This window comes from Leptotrichia sp. SK-5 (genome assembly GCF_055387215.1).
The window spans coordinates 2,020,801-2,041,192 of sequence record NZ_AP028931.1; the positions used below are offsets into that span (position 1 = coordinate 2,020,801).

The following is a 20,392-nucleotide window of genomic DNA, read 5'->3' on the forward strand; positions in this document are numbered from 1 at the left end:
CGAATGGAGGTGAAAAATGAAATATTACATAATTTCAGCTGCAATAAACTTGGGAATACTCCTTATTCCAATTGCAACTCCAGTTTTAAAGCAGAAACTTGAAGAAAAAAAAGAAAAGCAGACTATTGTTGTTGACTTAAAAAACAGCATTTTAGAAGAGAATAATACAAAAAGCACAGTTGATACGGATAACAATGAGGAAAGCAACGGAACAGCCGGGTTGCAAAAGGGCAATCCACAAAATAAAAACAATGCAATTTCCCAAGCTCAAAACATAGAAGAAAATAAACTGCCTAAAAATCCAAAACAGCCCGAACTTTCACCAGCACAACCAATACAGCAAAAACAACCACAGCAACCATTACCACAACCTCCCAAAGTACCCCAAGAGACCATACAAAAAGAACAACCAAAACCTACATCACACCCAATTATCCCCCCAGTTACCTCCACCCCTAAAAATGCTACACAACCAGTAATTTCACAGTCCACAGGAAATTCTGCCAGCACAAAGTCAGTACAAAATACCATAACCGCTTCAAACTCCACTATTTCCAATAATTCTGGACATAAAAACATTTCCTCAAATTCAGGAACTTCACATGAAAATAAAAATGGAAATATTGCTAACGGAAGCTCTACAGGTAACAAAAACGGAAATGGAACAGGAACAAGCGGGAATTCAAATAGTTCTGGAAATGGAAATGATAAAAAATCTGGAAGTACACGAGGTGGGGGATGTCATGAAGGTACTGATTTTTCAGTTTCATACAGAGAAACATTGGAAATGCCACAAGGCAGTCAACGTTTAAACAGAGAATTTAATGTTGTTGTAAATGTTACAGTAAAATTTACTAGAGGAGGAGGCATCTCAGTAATTTCAGCTTCAGGAGCAAGTTCTATTTTTCTAAATGAAGCCAAAAGAGCCGCTAAAGGAATAAGAATAAATTTCAAAACTAACAATTGCTCATTTGGAGTAATAACAAAACCATTTAGGTTTAAACAAACTCACTAAATATGTTTTAAGCAAAATTTCGTTAGAAGAAAAAGAATTGTTTGAGCTTTTGAAAAAATCTTTAAATCATTGATATTTATTTATATTAAAATAACTTGTATTCAAAAGCGAGTTTTCTTTTTCTTTTATAAGAAAGTTTTGCGTAAAGCCAGGTTGTAAGGGCATGGCGTCTGATGCCCTTACGTTAAAAAATATAAAAATTATAAATTAAAGAAATAATTATTAATCAAACTAAAAATAGAAAATTAAACTTTTTCTTAATATCATTTATAAAAATAAATAGAAAAAATTTTGAATTTATGTTACACTTTAAAAGTAAAAAAATTTTAATAAAAAAGAGGGAAAAAACATGGAAAAAAGAACTGAAAAATTATCAAGAATTTTAAATGAACTGAATATTGATGGATTATTTATTACAGATTTGTATAACCTTCGATATTTTACTGGCTTTACTGGGACGACTGGAGTTGCTCTTGCGACAAAAAACGGGAATTTTTTCTTTTCGGATTTTAGATACAAGACGCAAGCGACTAAACAAGTTAGTGAAATGGGATTTGAATTTGTGGAAGTCTCACGTGGTTCACTTCAGACAGTTGGAGAATATATAAAGAAATTTGGGCTAAAAAATGTGGGATGTGAAGATGTGAATGTGGCATTTTCTCTTTATCAAACGATAAAAGACATTTTTAAAGTAGAATTAGTACCAGTTGGAAATAAACTTGTAATGGAAAGAATGGTAAAATCTGAAGAAGAAATTGCACTTATTAAAAAGGCTGTAGAAATTAGTGATGTAGCATTTTCAGAGGCTTTAAAAATTATAAAGGAAGGCGTTTCTGAAAAGGAAGTTTCTTCATATATGGAATACATTCAAAGAAAATTAGGAGCTGATGACCGTTCATTTACTACAATTTTTGCCAGCGGATACCGTTCAGCTATGCCACACGGAGTAGCTTCTGACAAAAAGATTCAAAAAGAAGAATTTATTACAATGGATTTTGGGGCATATTATGAAGGATATGTGTCAGATATGACAAGAACTGTTTACTATGGAGACAATATTTCTGATAGACACGTAGAAATTTATAATACTGTTTTAGAAGCGCAAATATTGGGTGTAAATACTATAAAAGAAGGAATCATGTCAGATGATGTTGACAAAGTCGTTAGAAACTTTTTAACTGAAAAAGGCTATGGCGAGTATTTCGGACACGGACTGGGACACGGAATTGGTGCTGAAATTCACGAATTACCTTACTTATCAAGCGCTTCACATATTGAACTGAAAGAAAATATGGTTGTAACTTCTGAACCAGGACTTTATTTTGACGGATGGGGCGGAGTTAGAATTGAAGATGACGTTGTAGTTAAAAAAGATGGTAGGGAAGTATTGAATAAAAGTAATAAGGAATTAATTATTTTGCGTTAATTCTATTTTCGATTTACATAACAAATTTATTACAAACTTTTCCGATAGAGGATATAAACCTAATATTTTCAAATAATTAAAATATAATTTTCATTTTTTAACAGAGTATAGCATAAACTAATCCGTCGGAGCATTTTTCTGTGCTGGCAAAACTGTCTGAGCATAGCGAGTTTTTTGTCAGTGCAGAAAAATGTCGTAGACTAGCTATAGGTTATTGCGTAGCAATCTTGCCATAATTTTAATTATTAGGATAAATCTTTACTGCAAGATGAGGATTTGCGGCAATGAGCAATCCTATGAAAATAAATAAAGAAAAAATATAATAAAAATAGTAAAACTGTTATTAAACAAAATAATTCAATACTAAATCTCATTAGAGGAGAGGGAATGTCCCATAAATTGAGACACTCCCTCGTTTTTTTAAAAGTACATTTTTTTAAATAATGTTGGACACACTTCTTTCATGCTGTTTGGAAATTGTGCACACCAGTGAAATATTATTTTGGGATATTTTTTGTTGATGTATCCTATTTTTCTCTTATAAGTATTCAATCTTTTATTATAATCATCGATAAAATCATCTTGAAAAATAGTTCTGTTATTAATCTTGTAACTTTCCTTGCTTAAAATATTGTGTGAGCAATTTTTTCTTGAAAAAGCATAGGCTGGGATAAAAGCAAAGTTTTCATTTTCAAAATAATTTGTCATAAATTTTGCTTCAAAAGATATGTTTATATATTTTGATAAATTATCCTGATTTTTTATAATTGAATGATATATTTTTTCCCCTTGCGAAATTAACCATAGCCTGAAAAAATCAAAGCTCCAGCTCGCTGTGTCACCGTTCACAAGATACGAGGCACACCACAACTTTTCATTGTAACTTTCACGCATTAATTCAAATGTAATTATTTCAAAATCAAAAATTTCCTCATCTGTTTTTTTTGATAGAATATCTATTAAATAGTCTACAAACTCATTATTATTTTTGGCTTTTTTATGCGATATGGAAATGTATTTCCAAAACTCTTCACGTTTCATTTTAAGTTTTGTAGCAAAATTTCTTATAGACATTTTTGTCACACCTCTTTTCTTTTCCAACTTTTATATTTCCCCATATTTTATTTTTATAGAAAATCATTTCAAAATCAACTTCATAAACTCCATCTAATCTTTATTAATCTGACTCTAAACACTTTCAGGCATATTCAAACTTTGAGTAATAAATGCAATAAATACAGCTGTAATCTTATTATCTCGTTTATTTCTAAAAAACAGCCCTCCATCAGAATACGAAGCATCATTTTTCCTAAATTTATTCACACTTCCCTGATTCATATGAATATCGTGCAAACCTTTCCCATTCGCATAAAGCCTTCCAAACGCAATTACCTCATAATCATCATTATTCATAGCCTGCACAACATTCTTTTCAATAATCCCAGTCAAGTAAATACTTGTTACATCAAACCCCTTCATCTGTATCATCTTTTCGTGTGGAAAAAGTTTCATTCTAATATAATCCAGATATAAATCCTTGTGACATTCTGTAATACCATCTTTTTGCAACAGCATTTTACGGACAATCCTCTTTCGGCAATTATAACTCTCATCATAATAAACCTTCAAATTGGAAGAAACAATCTCATTCATCTTCTCATAAATACTTCCAATATTAACCGCCAAATCAAATCTTTTCCCCTCATCATCCATCGCTACAATATGATAATGTGCCCTTTTATCAAAGTCGTACCATTTATCTATAACTTTTCCTCGAAACATCACATATTTTTCCATATTTTCCTCTTTACTGCATATCTGAACTTTTACTTTTTCTCATTATAAGTATAACATATTTTTTATGAAAGAAAAGGGATAGGAGATTTTATTAAATAAATTTTTTAAAATTACAAACAAAAAAATAACCGCTGTCTTTTACAACAACGATTATTTAAAAAATTAAATTTTTTTATTCTTTTGTGGGAACATGATATCCCAGTAAATTATCAACTAAATAACATGTTCCTATATTTTTTAAAATTTGATTCTTTCTTTTTAAAATAACTGCTCTTTTATTTTCAGGAATATAAATATATGTTGGTTCTCTAGAGATACCTAATGCCCAGGATACCTTATCTTTTTTATTCATTCTTTTTTGTTTTTTTGCTATCATTATATCTCCAGACACATGTACTAATGAATAAAAAATTTCATAAGGACGTTTAGCTTCATAATATTTCATCGTATTACTATCATAAAGAAATAATTTTATACCTTCTTTTTTTAGTAATTTATTTGCTTTTAAATAATAACTTTTTTCCACATTTTCTGAAGAAAATAGACATTCATCTTTTGCTTCATGAAAATAATAATTATATATAGTTACCAAAAAAAATATAATTATTATAATAAAAAATATTTTCACTTTTAATTTCAAAAATATCACCTTCTTTTTTATTTTCTTTTGTAGTATTAAAAAATTAATATCACAATTAATTTCTACTCATAATTTTAGAAATTAAAAGACTTTCTTGTAATTACTTTAAAATCTATATATCTATTCAATAACTTCATTTAGGATTACAAGTCCCTATTTTATTATGTTTCTTGCTATTATTATATCACATTTCTACTTATTCGTACATTCTCTTTTCAAATCTTTCATTTTGTATATATTTTTCAATATCGTGTGAAACAATTGCCTTTTCTACTATAAAAAATGCTCATCCCTCTTGCCACACAGCTTCTTAAATTTCGCAATTTCATAAAAAGAGCCACAAACCACTATCGCCTTATACCGACTATTCTTTTCCAAAACCATCTGTTTTGCTTGATTATAGGCATCTAAAATATTGTCTTCAAAAATAATATTATTTGTCAAAATATTTGCATTTTCCAGATTTTTCTTTATTTCATTGGCAGAAAGTCCGTAAGTAACGTCTTTTAGAGAAGTTATAAAAATTTTGTAATTTTTTTCCAAAATTTTCTCAAAAATATTTGCAATGTCCTTTGTTCCAAGTATCGAAAGAATAAAAATCACTTCATTATTTTTAAAAAGTTCATTCAAATTTTCTACAAGAACTCGTACAGAATCATCATTATGAGCCACATCCAGTATTGTAGCTGGATTTTGTGAAAAAATCTCAAACCGCCCAGCCAGCGAAATTTCATCAAGCCCTTTCTTAATAATTTCATCGCTGATACCATAAATTTTAGCAATTTCATAAGTAATCAAAAAATTGTTTGCCTGAAATTTTCCAAAAAGTGGCAATATAAATGTTTTTTCCAAATTACGTTTATTTTTTTTATCTTCAATATTTTGAGATTCTTCCAAATTTTCATTTTCAAAAATCTTCACAATTGTCTTATAATTTTGAGTATCCAGCTCGACTTGTAAATTTTCATACTTTTTCAAGACATTTACTGAATTATCAGTTTCCTTTTTTACAGCATTCTCCAATTCGACTAAATTCTGGGCATAAATACACAGCTGTCCGTCCTTTATAATGCCAGCTTTCCTATCTGCAATTTTGTCAAGTGAATTTCCCAAAAGACTGACGTGATCAAAACTCACATTTGTTATAGCTGCAATTGTCGAATTTACAACATTTGTAGCGTCATATCTTCCGCCAAGACCAGTTTCCAGAAATATAAAGTCAGGATTTTTTGCCTCAAAATAAAGTAAAGCCATAAAAGTCGTTATCTCAAAAAAATTTATCTGCAACGAATTTTTTTCCAAAATATCCATAACAACTTCATAATACTTCACTACATCCTCATCAGAAATCATCTCTTTATCTACTAAAATTCTCTCATTAAACCGTAAAATATGTGGCGAAGTAAACTTTGCAACAGAATATCCCGCCGCAAAAAAAATACTCTCTAAAAATGTAGCTGTCGAACCTTTCCCATTCGTTCCTGCAATATGAACAATTTTCTTATCTTTACACGGCTCTCCCAGCAACTCATAAATTTTTTTCAGTTTTTCATTATTTTGTTTCAAAGATTCATTGGTTATTCTTTTATTAATTGTTCTCATATTAAAAATTTTTTCTAAAACTTCATCTATTCTCATATTTATATTTATTTTAATAATTAAAAATTTCTCCTTTCAATCAATTATAATAAATCTTCTTTAAAATTATTTAATTTTATCAGCTTGATATTAAAAAATTTGTATCTAATCCTACCCCTTGTTTAAATAACGAAATTTATGAAAAATAAAAAGCCAGCCTAATGCTAACTCTTTATTAATAATTTTATATTCCTATTGGTAATTTTTTATCTTTTTTTTATTTATAGTGTTTCCAAATACTCAGTCAATGAAGTCGCTTTACGTCCCAGCACTTTTTTAATGTCATTTGAAACACCAGCTTGCTCACCTTCAGCGATTGCAGTATAAGTTGAAACCCAAGAATCATATTCCCATTGTTCAGCTTTCCAGATTTTACGGCTTTCATAAGCTTCTTCCACAGTTTCATTAGTATACTTAATTTCTTTGCCAAAATGTTCACTCACAATTTTTACAATTTCATTCATTGTCAATTCCTCAGACCCTGTCATATTCAAAGTCTGATTTTCCCATTTTGTTGGATTTTCCAAAATTTTTGCAACAACTTCTGAAACATCTGAACGCACTACAACAGAAACTTTCCCATTCCCAGCAGGTCCTTTTATTTCACCATACTCTCTGCACAAATATACAAAAAAATCTGCATAAAAATTATCTCTCAAAAATGTATATTTAAAGCCATTTTCTTTAATGTATTCCTCAGTTGCATAATGATCTCTTCCCAATGTAAATATCGAATTTTTTGAAACATTGTAAAACGAAAGATAAACAATGTGCGACACTCCAGCTGTTTTAGCAGAATCAATAAAATCCTTATGCTGCTGAACCCGGTCAGGATTTTCAGAACCTGACACCATAAAAAGTACATCAATTCCTTCAAGCGATTTTACAGTATCATCTGACTTGTCGTAACTTGATTTAAAAACATCAGAAAACCCCATTTTTTCAGCTTTTTCCTTATTTCTAGCCAAGTTTCTCACTTTTATGCCATTTTCTTTGCATAATCTTGAAACCATACCACCTAAATTTCCTGTCACTCCAGTTACTGCTATTTTAGCCATTTTATTTCTCTCCTACTTTTTTTATTTCAGACATACTTTTTCTATTCCCAATTTATCTTTATAACCCTTTAAACCACCTGATAATTCTAAAACTTTATTATGTATTTTTAAAATGTCACAAACTTCAAAATATTTAATCATTATTTATCACGCATTCTGATAAAAACATCTTTATTTTCTTCCATTTTATTAAATAGAATATCCATTGAATTCCTTTCAATTTTGTTTTCTTCAACAAATTTAGCCATCAATTGAACTAATACATCACTTTCACTTTTTCCAGTTTTTTTTACAGCTTTTTTAAATTCATTAATTATTTTATTATTTTCTATTTCTGCAATATATGTCATCTTAATCACCCCTAATTCAATTTTTCTCTTTAAAAATTCCTCCCCTTTTATTAAACTTTATCCTTTCACCACAATATTAACCAGCTTATTAGGCACAACAATTACCTTAACAACTTCTTTTCCATCAACAAATTTTTGAACTTTTTCTGAAGAAAATGCCAATTTTTCAGCATCATCTTTTGAAATTCCAATTTGTGCAGGTATCATATCTCTTACTTTTCCATTTACTTGTAAAACCAAGTTAAAGTTGTTTTCCACAGTTAATTTTTCATCAAATGTTGGCCATTCTTCCTCAAAAATAAGAGTTGTATTTCCTAAATCACTCCATAATTCATCCGCCACGTGCGGTGCAAAAGGTGCAATTAATAAGATCACTTTTTCAAGAACTTCGTGCCATACTTTTTTACTTTCTGATGAAATATCGTTTTTATCAATCACATTTTGCTTATAAGTTGTCATATCATTTAGAAGTTCCATTATTGCAGCGATTGCTGTGTTAAAGTGGAAATCGTCCTCAATGCTGTCTGTAACTTTTTTCACTGTCTGATGTAATTTTTTCTGAATTTCCTTGTCTTTTTCACTTCTTGCATCTAAATTAATTCCGTAATTATTTTCCTTTGATGCATTTTTATCAGCAAAATCAGCTGTTGATGAAACTAACAGATAAAGTCTGTTTATGAATCTATAAGCCCCTGCAAGACCGTTCATATTCCATTCCAGCTCTTTTTCAGGCGGTGCAGCAAACAATGTAAAGACTCTTGAAGAGTCAGCTCCATATTCTTTCACGATTTCTTCAGGATCTACTCCATTATTTTTAGATTTGCTCATTTTTTCAACTTTTGTTGCCAATTCTTCTCCAGTTTCCTTAGAAACAGGCTTCCCATCCTTCATTTCCACTTCTCTTGGGAACAAGTATCTTCTTTCGTTTTGAGAATAGTAAGAAGGCCCTAAAACCATTCCTTGTGTCAATAAACGCTTAAATGGCTCATTTGTGTCAATGTATCCTAAATCTCTTAGTGATTTGTGGAAAAATCTCGCATAAAGCAAGTGCATTACCGCATGCTCAATTCCACCGATATATTGGTGAACTGGAGTCCAGTTATCTGCATCTTCCTTTTTAAACGGCTCTTTATCATTGTGAGAATCTAAATATCTCAAGTAGTACCATGAAGAATCAACGAAAGTGTCCATTGTGTCGGTTTCTCTTCTCCCTTTTTTCCCATTTGGTAAAATCACATTTTTAAATTCCTCAGAAGTTTCAAGTGGATTCCCTTTTCCGCTAAACTCAATATCTGTAGGCAGTTTCACAGGCAAGTTTGCTTCCTCTTCCAAGTAAATATTCCCATCTTCATCATAAATCACAGGAATTGGAGTTCCCCAGTATCTTTGTCTGCTGATTAGCCAGTCATGCAGTCTGTAATTTACTGTTTTCTTACCTAATCCAATTTTTTCCAATTTTTCAGTAATTTTCTCTTTTGCTTCATTACTATTTAATCCGTTAAATTCTTCTGAATTTACTAATACTCCTGAATTTACCAAAGCATTTTCTATTTTTTCAACGGAAACTTCATCCAAATTCCCATTTTTATCAACAGGATTTACGACAATTTTCAAATCTAAATTATATTTTTTAGAAAACTGAAAATCTCTTTCATCATGTGCCGGCACTGCCATTACCGCTCCAGTCCCATAATCCATTAACACATAATTTGCAATCCATAACTGCACTTTTTCACCATTCACAGGATTAATCACATGAAGTCCAGAAAATACTCCTTCTTTTTCCTTATCTTCCGCTGTACGTGCAATTTTATCCTCATTTATCATTCTTTCAACAGCTTCTCTTATCGAAGGATTTTCTTTCAAAATAATTTCCTCAACCAACGGATGCTCTGGCGCAACAGTTGCATACGTAACCCCATAAAGCGTATCAGGTCTTGTTGTAAACACAGAAATTACAACTTCTCCCCTGTCATTCAATTTTAAATGTGAATTTCCATCATTTTCAAATTTATAATCTAAAATAAAGTCCACTTCAGATCCTGTTGATTTTCCAATCCAGTTTTTCTGCATTGTCAATACCTGTTCTGGCCAATGTCCTCTAAGCTCCTCATGCCCTTGCAGCAATTCTTCTGCATATTCTGTAATTTTAAAATACCATTGCGACAATTCCTTTTGGATAACATCAGTTTTACCGTGACGCCAGCATTTCCCGTCTTCAACTTGTTCATTCGCCAAAACCGTATTACAGTCAGGACACCAGTTTACATAAGATTTTTTCTTGTAAACAAGCCCTTTTTTATACATTTCAATAAAAAACTTCTGATTCCACTTATAATATTCTGGAGTATAAGTACTAAGCTCCCTGTTCCAGTCATAAGAAAGTCCCATAAGCTTCATCTGTCTTCTCATATTGTCAATATTAGCCTTTGTCCATTTCCCAGGATGTGCCCCATTGTCAATTGCGGCATTTTCCGCAGGTAATCCAAAACTGTCCCATCCAAATGGATGCAGCACATTAAACCCCTTCATCTTCTTATATCTAGCAATCGCATCTCCAATCGCATAATTTCTCAAATGCCCAACATGAAGCTTTCCAGATGGATACGCAAACATCTCAAGCACATAATAATTCTCTTTTCCCTCAACCTTATTTTCCGATTTAAAAACATCCTCTTCAAACCACTTATCCTGCCACTTTTTCTCAATTTCCGACGGTTTGTATTCTTTTATCATCGTTTTCCTCCAATTTTTCAGTATTTATTTTTTGATACTTTTTATTCATTTTACAAATCTGTAACTAAACTCTGTTGTTTTAACAGTACATAATGCAAATTACTATTTCAATTCATTTCATAATTCTATTCTACCAATTATTAATGAATAAAATAATTATTTAAAATTTAAATCATATATATTTTCTATTTTTACCTAATAATTGTACTATATTTTGAGATTTTTGACAATTATTTTTCAATTCTTTACTTTAAAATATTTTATACATTTACCTATCATTTTCTAATTTCTAAAAAATTTTTAACACCTTGAACATCAAGTTTATTATCTATAACATATTTAATTTTTAAATTATCTGGTACTAAAAGCATATATTTATTTGAACTTAAGTAAGCATCTACTAAGCTTATTTTTTCTAACTTCCTTGACTCTTTTATATCATTTTCAAAAAAATTCACAATTTGTGTTTCATTTATCCCACTTTTTATAATATTGTTTACAGCTTCTTCTATAACATTATCATTTGATTGAATTGTATCATTTAATTCCCTAAAATCTTTTAAATCTAAAAAAATCAATAATAATATCATCAAAGTTCTCTCTATTTTAGTACTTCTAAATGTTTTTATATCTTTTCTATTTTTATCTAAATAAAAATAAATTTTTTGTTTTAAAATAAGATTTTTTGAAATAATTTCTAAATTTTTTCTTATTTTTTCAGAATATTTTTCCCAATTTTTTTTATCGAATAAAATTTCCTTCATTTCTTTTCTTAATTCATCAGTAATTTCTCCCTCTTCTCCCAAAAATCTAGGTGCTTTCCCATCTGTTGCCTTTTTTACAAATATTTTCTTTACCTTTTCATCTACTTTTTTTATTTTCCAAATTCCTGCGGCCAAATATATATTATCATCTATATTTACTCCTATTTCTAGTGGAAGTTCTCCTATTTTAATTTGACTGTTATATACTGAATACATATCCTCCACTTTAAATTGAGTATAAAACTCTGCTTTTTTTAATAATTTTTCAAGATTAACTCCTGCAATAATACTATTATCCAACATTTCAATATATTTCTCTTTTAAAAGATGATTACAAATATTTGAAAACTCTTCATATTCAATGTTTTTCCAAGTTTGATATTTTTGAATAATTTTTTTAAACTCTGATAAATTTATTTCACTCTTCTCAACTATTAAAGATAATATTTGATGAGCCATTACATCATAAGGCTTCTTCACAACATCTATTTTGTCAACTTTTCCTTTTTTATAAATTGAAATTGCTGACAATCCTTGTAATAAATTCCATTTTTCATCTGAAATAAAATGTAAATTATTTATTCCTGTTCTTCTGCCACTTCTACCTAATCTTTGAGCTAAAGATGATACAGAATGAGGAGCATTGTATTGAACTATGCTATCAACTGCTCCTATATCTATCCCTAATTCAAGTGTTGATGTACAACATATTGTAAATAAATTTTTATTAGATTCTTTAGCAAAATTTTCTACCATTGTTCTTATGTTTTTGCTTACTGAAGCATGATGAGAAAAATAACTTATATTAATTTTTTCTTTTTGAGCTTTTTTCTTCAGATTTGCGGCTATCATTTCTACATTTTGTCTTGTATTCGGAAAAACTAACATTGTTTCACTTTTAGAATATTCATAAATCTTATTTAATACTTCTGTTTCATCAGAATAAAAATTATAATCTATTTTTAGTTCATTTCTTCCTTTATCTCTAATTATTTTTGTTACTCTTTTATTTTGAAATATCTCTTTTAAATCTAAATAATTTTCTTCTGATACCGTTGCAGACATTCCTATCATCCTAGGATTATTATTTTTTATATACAGGCTCATTCTTTTAAGTAAAGATTTAAGTTGAATTCCTCGATTAGAACCAATAAAACTATGAATCTCATCTATAATTATATTTTCAACATTGTAAAATAATTTCCTCACTCTATCTGATTTTGTTACAAATAATGCTTCCAGACTTTCAGGAGTTATTAACAATATCCCCTTGGGATTCTTTAAGATATCTCTCTTTTTTCTTTGAGAAGCTTCTCCATGCCATCTAGTAACAGTTATTTCCATATATTTACATAATTCTGAAATCCGATTAAATTGATCATTAATTAATGCAATTAATGGTGAGATATAAACTATCTTAATACCTTCTTCCCAATTTTCAATACTATTAATTGCAGGTAAAAAAGCTGCTTCTGTTTTTCCTGAGGCAGTTGGTGCAATTAAAATTAAATTATCCTCACTTTCACTATAAAGTTTTATAGAATGTTCTTGTATTTTAGTAAATTTCTGCCAATTTTGATCATAGATATATCTTCTAATTTCTTTTTTTAACATATTATAAGTGTCCATTAAAATACCTCTATTTCATCATCAAAATTATTTTCATCCTTTTCCACTTTATTCATTTTTCCTAATTTTGCTTCTATTATTGTTATTGTATTTTCATTTGGATTCTGTCTTATTAAATCTAAAATTTCAATATAATCCTTTATTACTGCTCTCGGTGTCAAAAATTCATCTGCTCCTGGAAGATTTAATTTTCCTTCCATGTATAATCTTATTTCATTTGCATCTAGTTCTATAGAAGTTTTATAATTTACATTATAAATATCTTTCAGTCTTTCCAAAAGTATAAATATCTCTTCATTGTTCAAAGGTTTTAATAATAATACAGATTTCTTCGTATTAACTAAATTTGATAAATCATCATTTTCTGTACCTAATCTCCCTTTTAATGCCTCATAACTTGACATTCCTCTACCTTTATCATATACTGTTTTTTTAGTTGCACCAAAATTTATAAACATTCCTCTTGCCTTATTAGATTTACATTCATTAAAAATATTTAATATCTTCTCATAATTTTTTTCTCTTGTTTGTGATTGAGGTATTTTATATAGATTAACTAATTCATCAAAATTAACTACAAAACCTGAGTATCCCATATCTAAAATTAATTCTCCAAATGTTTTCAAGGACTCATACCAGTTATCATCATTGATTATTTTTCCAATTCCTAAATCCTTTTTTGCTTCAGTTTTAGTTTCAATATTTCCTCGTAACCATCTTAAAGCTTTCTCTTTTTTATCATAATCTTCTTCTAACATTCCTCTATAATATTGAATAATTGCTTGACCAAATTCATAGGATATAGATGATGTCGTAAATGAAGAAGTTAAATTTAATATTTCTTTTTCAATAAATTGTGGATTTTTATCCAGTTCTTCTGCTTTTAAATTTTTATTATTTATGATTTGATTTTTGACTTTTTCTATCCAGATTTCTATTATTGTATTTATAGCTCTTCCATTTTGAGCAGTTTGAACTACTATATTATCTATTATTTCACTATAAAGAGCTTTTGATTTTCCATCTGTTGAATAAAATCTTCTTGTAGGATTCAAATCAACTGTAGAAACAGCAAAATTCTTTTGTAAGGCAATAGATTCTATTGTCCTCAACATAAAACTCTTTCCTGAACCAAAATCTCCTACCCAAAATTTTATTTCACTATCTCCTTCAGTTATTTTATCTAATATTTTTACTATTTCCTGAACTTCGTTATTTCTTCCAACTAACAAATGCTGTATTCCTCTTCTGGGAGTTATCCCTCCCTCTATTGCTTTAATCACACTATCTGCTTCTTTGAGATTTATCTTAATCATTTTCTTTCAGCCACTCCTTTATATTGTCAATATAAAATTCATCTATTTTTACAATATTATTTTCAAGAATTATTACCTGATCATTTACAATATCATATAACTCTTTATTTATAGAATCTATGTAAGCATTTAATGACATATTTTTTTCTTTAGCATAATTTTTCAAATCATTTTCGTCTATTTTTTGAGTTTCTATTATTACTTTCAATACTTCTTTTACTTTATTATCCTGAAAATTTTCTATTTTTTCTTGTTCTTTATTCTCAACAACTATATCTTTTTGTTCTTCATTACAAATTTTACTAATATCAGCTTCTTCATTTTCTTCTTTTAAATATTCTTCTAAAATATTAACTGTTTCAGCAAATTTCTCTTTTGTCACTTTTACTTTTTCGAAATTTAAATCTATTTTTTTCATTTTCTGAAACTTTAATAATTTTAATTCCTCGTACATTTTTTCAGTTATTTCATCATTTCTTTCTAACAGCTTTTCATAATCTTGAAATCTATCAGAAGATATTATTTTTTCTAACATTCTTATTTCAGATTTTTTCACTTCTCTCTTCTTATTTAATAGGAATAAATAGAATAACCTATTGTCATTATTCTCTTCTTTTTTTAGTAATTCTTTGATTATTTTTTCTAAATTTTCGTCATTATTAAATCTTATTATTAAATTTATTTTTTTCTCATTGAATAATTCTATATATCCTAATTTTAATTTCCAATCTTTAGGATAATTTTTTATCTCATAAGTTATAATTGATTCAATTTTTTCTTTGGATAACTTAAAATTTTCAATATTTTCTAATAATTCATTTGACATTGATTTAGGAAAAAATTTTTTTATACTTTCTAATTCTTTTTCTACTTCAAGTATTTTGTAATTTGGTATAAAGCTCCTAATTTTGTTTTCTACTATTTTTAAAATTGCGTATAACCCTTCTATTTCATTATATTCAAAATAATCATAATCTTGTAAATTTAAAATAGCATTTATAATTTTTTTACTTTTCTTTTTTAGTTTTTCTTCAGTTTTTACTTTTTCTTCTATTATTTTCCATTCATCCAAATATAGAAGAATCATTTGCTTCTTAGCTTCATAATTATTCCAAATTTTAGTTTGTCTGAAACTCGTTTGTTCTAATATTCTTTGTTCCAAATCTGATAAATTATATTCTTTTCTAAATTTTCCATCTCTATCCCAATATCTATAAGGCAATCCATTTGGTGTTAAATTATAATATTCTATAATTTCAGTATTTAACCTAGGCAATTTTTTTAAATATTTATTTATTTCATCTATCACAACTTCCCTTGCCTCTTCTTGTAAAATATTCCAAAAATCTTGAAAATAATAATAATTCCTTATATTTTTTCTAACTCCGTTATACTTACTGTTTATTATCTGTATTCCCCCATAAAAAACATCTTTAAAAGTTTCTCCTTTAAAAACATAATTTTCCTTTTCAAATTTTTCAATTTCTTTAATAAGTATTCTATTTTTATTTTTTAACTCAACATTTGAAATTTCAAATATTTTATTATAAAGTTCCAAAATTTTCTTTCTCAAAAATGGAACTTTTAATTCACTAAAATAATAGTCATCTATCTTACCTAATTTAGATTCCCAGTTGTTAATAATTTTCATCTCGTCTTTTTTAAACTCAGAATAAACAATTTTTTCTTCTTTAAAGTTTGTAATATCTATTATATCGTTTTCTTTACTAAAAAAATCATCTTCTTTTTTAATAATGTCACTATTTATGATTTCTTTTTCAAAAGATTCTTTTTTTAAATCATAACTTTCATTTTTTAAATACTCTTTTTCATTATTCTTAAAATTTAAAATTTTAACTATTTCTTTATTTACTTCTGCAAATATTTCTTTTATTAAATCTGAAATAGAATTTTTCATATTTTTTCGCCTTTCAAGTAAAAATCTTTTTCTTATAATTCTAAATTAATTTACCATAAATTTCCTAAATTCCGTCTATCATTCATACCATTTACTTCTTCAATTTTACAACCATTTTCAATTTCACTCCAGATTTTTTACCTAATTTATCATAAGCTCAATAAATATACATACTTGTTTCAAATGAATTTTCATTTGTCATTGATAATAAGTTTTAATTGGTCTTTATTTGCTTAAGATAAACATCATCTCTAATATTGATTCTTCAAATTATTTGAACATTTTTTCTATTTCTCTAAAAACTTTAAAATTTATGCTTGACTTTTTATAGTTAGTCTTTCAACAAATAATTTTATTTCTATTTAATCAATACCCAAAATTCGGATTCTCTATCATCCATTTTCCATTCTTCTTGTTAGCCTCTAAAATTTCTTTTCTTCCCACATATTTTCCATTTTTCGTTATTTTGGCAAATTCTTCATCCATAATTTCCATTTGAATTTCGCCCATTATTTCAAAAAATTTTTTCATTGCTTTTTCATCTTTTTCTGAAATTGACTTTGAATATTTTTCCATTGTTTTTCCTGTTTTTTTCTTAAAGGCAGCATCAAGTTTTTTAGAAGTTTCCTCGGCTTTTTCTAGCATTTTATCAATACTACTCATACTTTTCATTTCATCAATATTAATAGGAAATCCCAATTTAACTTTTACATAAGCTTTATTTTCAGAAATATAATTTATCTTTTCTATTTCAATTTTATAATACTTAAACACTGTATCCATCATTTTAGAAACATAGTTTTCTCCAAAAAATCCATTCATTAATCTGCTCAAATCATTTGCTTCATTTTTGCTTTGAGCAGAAACTCCATTCATCATTTTATTCATCAATCCAAACATTTCTTCTTTTGAATATATTTTGCTCACTTCTTTTTCAATTTGAGAATTATAGCTTTGAATAACATTTTGAGATATTTTCGCTGATGGTTCTATTTCTATTTGATATTTTTCCTGTGTAAAAGTTGCTAAACTTAGCAATACAAATAAACTTAAAATTATTTTTTTCATATTATTCACTTCTCTCTTTTTTATAAATTTAACTTTATTACTAAAAAATTTTATTTTTATTTCTTTATTTTTTCAATAGATATATTCATTAATCTATTTTTATTTTTAAAAATTTGTTTTATCAAATCTTAAAATACGTATAATTTTTGATTTTTCACTATTCCTTCCCATCCCAATAAATCACAACCACATTCATCTCAAATTTCTCCTCAACCTTTACCATTTCTTTTGCTGAAAATTCTAAAATCCTCTCATTTTCATAAGACAAATTTTCTCCAACAAAAATAATAGCCTCTTCCATGCCATTCTCAATAAGTATTTCTGCTATTTTTTGAGGTGTATTTTTGTTATCTGTTAAAAGCCCGATTTTACCAAATTCACGCAATTTTTGAACATACTCAACTTCCCGTCCGTGAACACTTGATATAAAAGCATCATTCCAATATTCAGAAATTCTTGCAAACATATACTGGATCGAAGAAATTCCAGGTATTACGTTAAGTTCCTTTGCATCAAAATGTTTTCTCATAAATGTTAGCATGCTATAAAAACCTGTATCACCAGATAAGATTAGCGATATTTTTTTATTTCGATTTTCTTCGATAAAATCCAAAACTCTTTGTAAATCAGCCTTTATATAACAATATTCTTTATTTTCTGCATATTTTCCAAGACTTTCAATGTGTCGTTTTCCACCAATTATTATATCTGATTTTTCAATTTCTTTTAATACAACTGGCAAAGTATAGTCCAGATTTCCAGGACCTAATCCAAGTACATTTATTTTATTTTTCATATTTCTCCTCACATTTTAAATTTTATCAGTTTATTATACCTTAAATAATCTAAAAATTAAAGAAAAATAATTTTTTTTTATAAATCTGGAAAAGAAAAAAAGACTGATTTTTCACAGTCTTTTAAAGTTATTTTTTATTAAAGTGCTGTAATAAAAGTCAAAAATCCTAATATTACCCCTGCTGCATTTGGCACAATTAAAATATAATCTTTTTTAGGTTCTTTAGTCCATCCGTAAATTACCCATATTAAACATGAAATTGAGGCGGAAAGTGGTTGCCACGGCTGTGCTTTTTGTCCACCTATATTGGCAATAATTTGGGGAATATATGTTATAAATACAATTATCCCTATAAATGCTCCTATTGAGCCAACTAATGTGTTAATTTTCTTTTTGTTCATTTTTTCCTCCTTGTGTTTAAAAAGTTTAGTAATTTTTGCTATATTTTGTATTATATCACGGATTCCATCGCTTTACAAATTAAAAATTTGACAAATATTTTTCTCAAGATATAATTTATTATAAGGAGGTTTTATGGATAATCAAAAAAAATATATAATAGCTCTGGATCAGGGAACAACTAGTTCACGTGCAATTATTTTTGATAAAAATCTGAACACTATTGGGAAAGCTCAAAAGGAATTTACACAGATTTTTCCACATCCGGGATGGGTTGAGCATAACGCTATGGAAATATGGGCAAGTCAGCGTTCTGTTCTTACTGAAGTTATCGCACAATCTGGAATTTCTCTAAAAGACGTAGCAGCAATCGGAATTACAAATCAAAGGGAAACTGTAATCGTGTGGGATAAAAATACTGGCGAGCCTGTTTATAACGCAATTGTCTGGCAATGCAGACGAACCGCTGAAATTTGCGAAGAATTAAAAAGTCGTGGACTTGAAGATTATGTAAAGGAAAATACAGGACTGATAATTGACGCTTATTTTTCAGGGACAAAAGTAAAATGGATTCTTGACAATGTGAAAGGTGCAAGGGAAAAAGCTGAAAACGGGGAACTGCTTTTTGGAACGGTCGATACTTGGCTTGTGTGGAAATTAACTGGCGGAAAAGTGCATGTTACTGATTTTACAAATGCTTCCAGAACTATGCTTTTTAACATAAAAAATTTAGAATGGGACCAAAAAATTTTAAAGGAACTTAACATTCCAGAAAGTATGCTTCCAGAAGTTAGAAACTCAAGCGAAGTTTACGGAAAAACAAGAATGGGAATTACGATTGGTGAAGAAAACGGTACTTCCATTCCAATTTCAGGTATCGCTGGAGATCAGCAGGCGGCGTTGTTTGGGCAGGCTGGATTTCATACTGGAGATATAAAAAATACTTACGGAACAGGATGCTTTATGCTTATGAATACTGGGAACAAGTGCATAAAATCAAATAATGGCTTACTTACAACTATTGCCATTGGGATTGACGGGAAAGTGGAATATGCTCTGGAAGGAAGTATTTTTATTGGCGGGGCTGTTATCCAGTGGCTTCGTGACGAATTAAGGTTTTTTGACAAGGCTTCTGATACAGAATATTTTGCACAGCAAGTCGATGATAACGGTGGCGTTTACTTAGTTCCAGCATTTGTTGGATTAGGCTCGCCATACTGGGATATGTACGCCCGTGGTACAATCGTTGGGCTTACCCGTGGATCTAATAAAAACCACATAATTCGTGCTGCCCTCGAATCCATCGCCTACCAGTCAAAAGACTTGATAAACGCAATGAAAGAAGATTCAGGTATTGAAATAAATTCTCTAAAAGTCGATGGTGGTGCAACAGCAAACAATTTTCTTATGCAATTTCAAAGCGATATTTTAAATACAAAAGTTTTACGTCCTGAAATTATCGAAACAACTGCATTAGGCGCCGCCTATCTGGCTGGACTTGCCGTTGGATTCTGGAAAAATAAAGAAGAAATCAAAAAAAACTGGCGTTTAAACAAGCAATTTACACCAGACTTACCTGACAATTTAAGGGAAAAATATTATATCCATTGGAAAAAGGCGGTTGAAAAAGCTAAAAGCTGGGAAGAAGATTAACAAATATAATAAATAATACAAAAAAACAGTGAAAGTCAAATTCCACTGTTTTTATTTTTAAAACTTTTCATTTTTTTATAACAATTAAATAATATTCGTTATGACTTAAATATCTTTAATATTAAATCATCCAAATGAAATAAAATAAAGGCTTAAATAGATTGTTATAAACTTGAAATCTAATTTAAA

General features: G+C 28.5%; 16 protein-coding genes. 3 read left to right on the forward strand and 13 right to left on the reverse strand.

Annotated elements, in window-relative coordinates; translation table 11 throughout:
- Positions 1–16: 16 nt before the first annotated feature.
- Both ACZ5B9_RS10135 and ACZ5B9_RS10140 read left to right on the forward strand, forming a co-directional pair.
- The gene (locus ACZ5B9_RS10135; protein ID WP_464422487.1) at positions 17–1,015 is read left to right on the forward strand and encodes an energy transducer TonB; all 999 of its coding nucleotides are present in this window, start codon (positions 17–19) and stop codon (positions 1,013–1,015) included.
- A gap of 349 nt (positions 1,016–1,364) precedes the next feature.
- Positions 1,365–2,441 carry a M24 family metallopeptidase gene (locus tag ACZ5B9_RS10140; protein ID WP_464422488.1) on the forward strand — a complete coding sequence of 359 codons (1,077 nt, stop codon included), beginning with the start codon at positions 1,365–1,367 and terminating at the stop codon, positions 2,439–2,441.
- Between the two features lie 420 nt (positions 2,442–2,861).
- Here ACZ5B9_RS10140 and ACZ5B9_RS10145 read toward each other — a convergent pair whose 3' ends face one another.
- From ACZ5B9_RS10145 to ACZ5B9_RS10205, 13 genes are all read right to left on the reverse strand, one after another.
- Complete coding sequence (locus tag ACZ5B9_RS10145; RefSeq protein ID WP_464422489.1) at positions 2,862–3,515, reverse strand: DUF4240 domain-containing protein; 654 nt, start codon at positions 3,513–3,515, stop codon at positions 2,862–2,864.
- 114 nt (positions 3,516–3,629) lie between these two features.
- Complete coding sequence (locus tag ACZ5B9_RS10150; protein ID WP_464422490.1) at positions 3,630–4,238, reverse strand: DUF2278 family protein; 609 nt, start codon at positions 4,236–4,238, stop codon at positions 3,630–3,632.
- Positions 4,239–4,410: 172 nt separating this feature from the next.
- The gene (locus ACZ5B9_RS10155; RefSeq protein ID WP_464422491.1) at positions 4,411–4,878 is read right to left on the reverse strand and encodes a hypothetical protein; all 468 of its coding nucleotides are present in this window, start codon (positions 4,876–4,878) and stop codon (positions 4,411–4,413) included.
- A gap of 273 nt (positions 4,879–5,151) precedes the next feature.
- Positions 5,152–6,480: a bifunctional folylpolyglutamate synthase/dihydrofolate synthase gene (locus tag ACZ5B9_RS10160; RefSeq protein ID WP_464422492.1), complete on the reverse strand. Its 1,329-nt coding sequence runs from the start codon at positions 6,478–6,480 to the stop codon at positions 5,152–5,154.
- A 257-nt stretch (positions 6,481–6,737) separates the two neighbouring features.
- On the reverse strand, positions 6,738–7,574 hold the full coding sequence (locus tag ACZ5B9_RS10165) for an SDR family oxidoreductase (protein ID WP_464422493.1): 837 nt from the start codon (positions 7,572–7,574) through the stop codon (positions 6,738–6,740).
- 140 nt (positions 7,575–7,714) lie between these two features.
- On the reverse strand, positions 7,715–7,924 hold the full coding sequence (locus ACZ5B9_RS10170) for a hypothetical protein (RefSeq protein WP_464422494.1): 210 nt from the start codon (positions 7,922–7,924) through the stop codon (positions 7,715–7,717).
- A 57-nt stretch (positions 7,925–7,981) separates the two neighbouring features.
- Positions 7,982–10,660 carry a leucine--tRNA ligase gene (leuS, locus tag ACZ5B9_RS10175; protein WP_464422495.1) on the reverse strand — a complete coding sequence of 893 codons (2,679 nt, stop codon included), beginning with the start codon at positions 10,658–10,660 and terminating at the stop codon, positions 7,982–7,984.
- 275 nt (positions 10,661–10,935) lie between these two features.
- Positions 10,936–13,053: a DEAD/DEAH box helicase gene (locus ACZ5B9_RS10180; RefSeq protein ID WP_464422496.1), complete on the reverse strand. Its 2,118-nt coding sequence runs from the start codon at positions 13,051–13,053 to the stop codon at positions 10,936–10,938.
- Positions 13,053–14,369, reverse strand: a complete 1,317-nt coding sequence (locus ACZ5B9_RS10185) for an ATP-binding protein (protein WP_464422497.1) — start codon at positions 14,367–14,369, stop codon at positions 13,053–13,055. Before ACZ5B9_RS10185 ends, ACZ5B9_RS10180 begins: the two co-directional genes overlap by 1 nt.
- Positions 14,362–16,287: a tellurite resistance TerB C-terminal domain-containing protein gene (locus ACZ5B9_RS10190; protein ID WP_464422498.1), complete on the reverse strand. Its 1,926-nt coding sequence runs from the start codon at positions 16,285–16,287 to the stop codon at positions 14,362–14,364. The genes ACZ5B9_RS10185 and ACZ5B9_RS10190 overlap by 8 nt, the downstream gene beginning before the upstream one ends.
- Before the next feature lie 366 nt (positions 16,288–16,653).
- The gene (locus tag ACZ5B9_RS10195; RefSeq protein ID WP_464422499.1) at positions 16,654–17,355 is read right to left on the reverse strand and encodes a hypothetical protein; all 702 of its coding nucleotides are present in this window, start codon (positions 17,353–17,355) and stop codon (positions 16,654–16,656) included.
- A gap of 157 nt (positions 17,356–17,512) precedes the next feature.
- Positions 17,513–18,151, reverse strand: coding sequence for a precorrin-6y C5,15-methyltransferase (decarboxylating) subunit CbiE (gene cbiE / locus ACZ5B9_RS10200; protein ID WP_464422500.1), 639 nt, complete (start codon positions 18,149–18,151; stop codon positions 17,513–17,515).
- A 137-nt stretch (positions 18,152–18,288) separates the two neighbouring features.
- Positions 18,289–18,552 carry a SemiSWEET family transporter gene (locus ACZ5B9_RS10205; RefSeq protein ID WP_071124319.1) on the reverse strand — a complete coding sequence of 88 codons (264 nt, stop codon included), beginning with the start codon at positions 18,550–18,552 and terminating at the stop codon, positions 18,289–18,291.
- A 133-nt stretch (positions 18,553–18,685) separates the two neighbouring features.
- On the opposite strand from ACZ5B9_RS10205, the gene glpK reads away from it, so the two are divergent.
- Positions 18,686–20,203, forward strand: coding sequence for a glycerol kinase GlpK (glpK, locus tag ACZ5B9_RS10210; RefSeq protein ID WP_464422501.1), 1,518 nt, complete (start codon positions 18,686–18,688; stop codon positions 20,201–20,203).
- Positions 20,204–20,392: the final 189 nt, after the last annotated feature.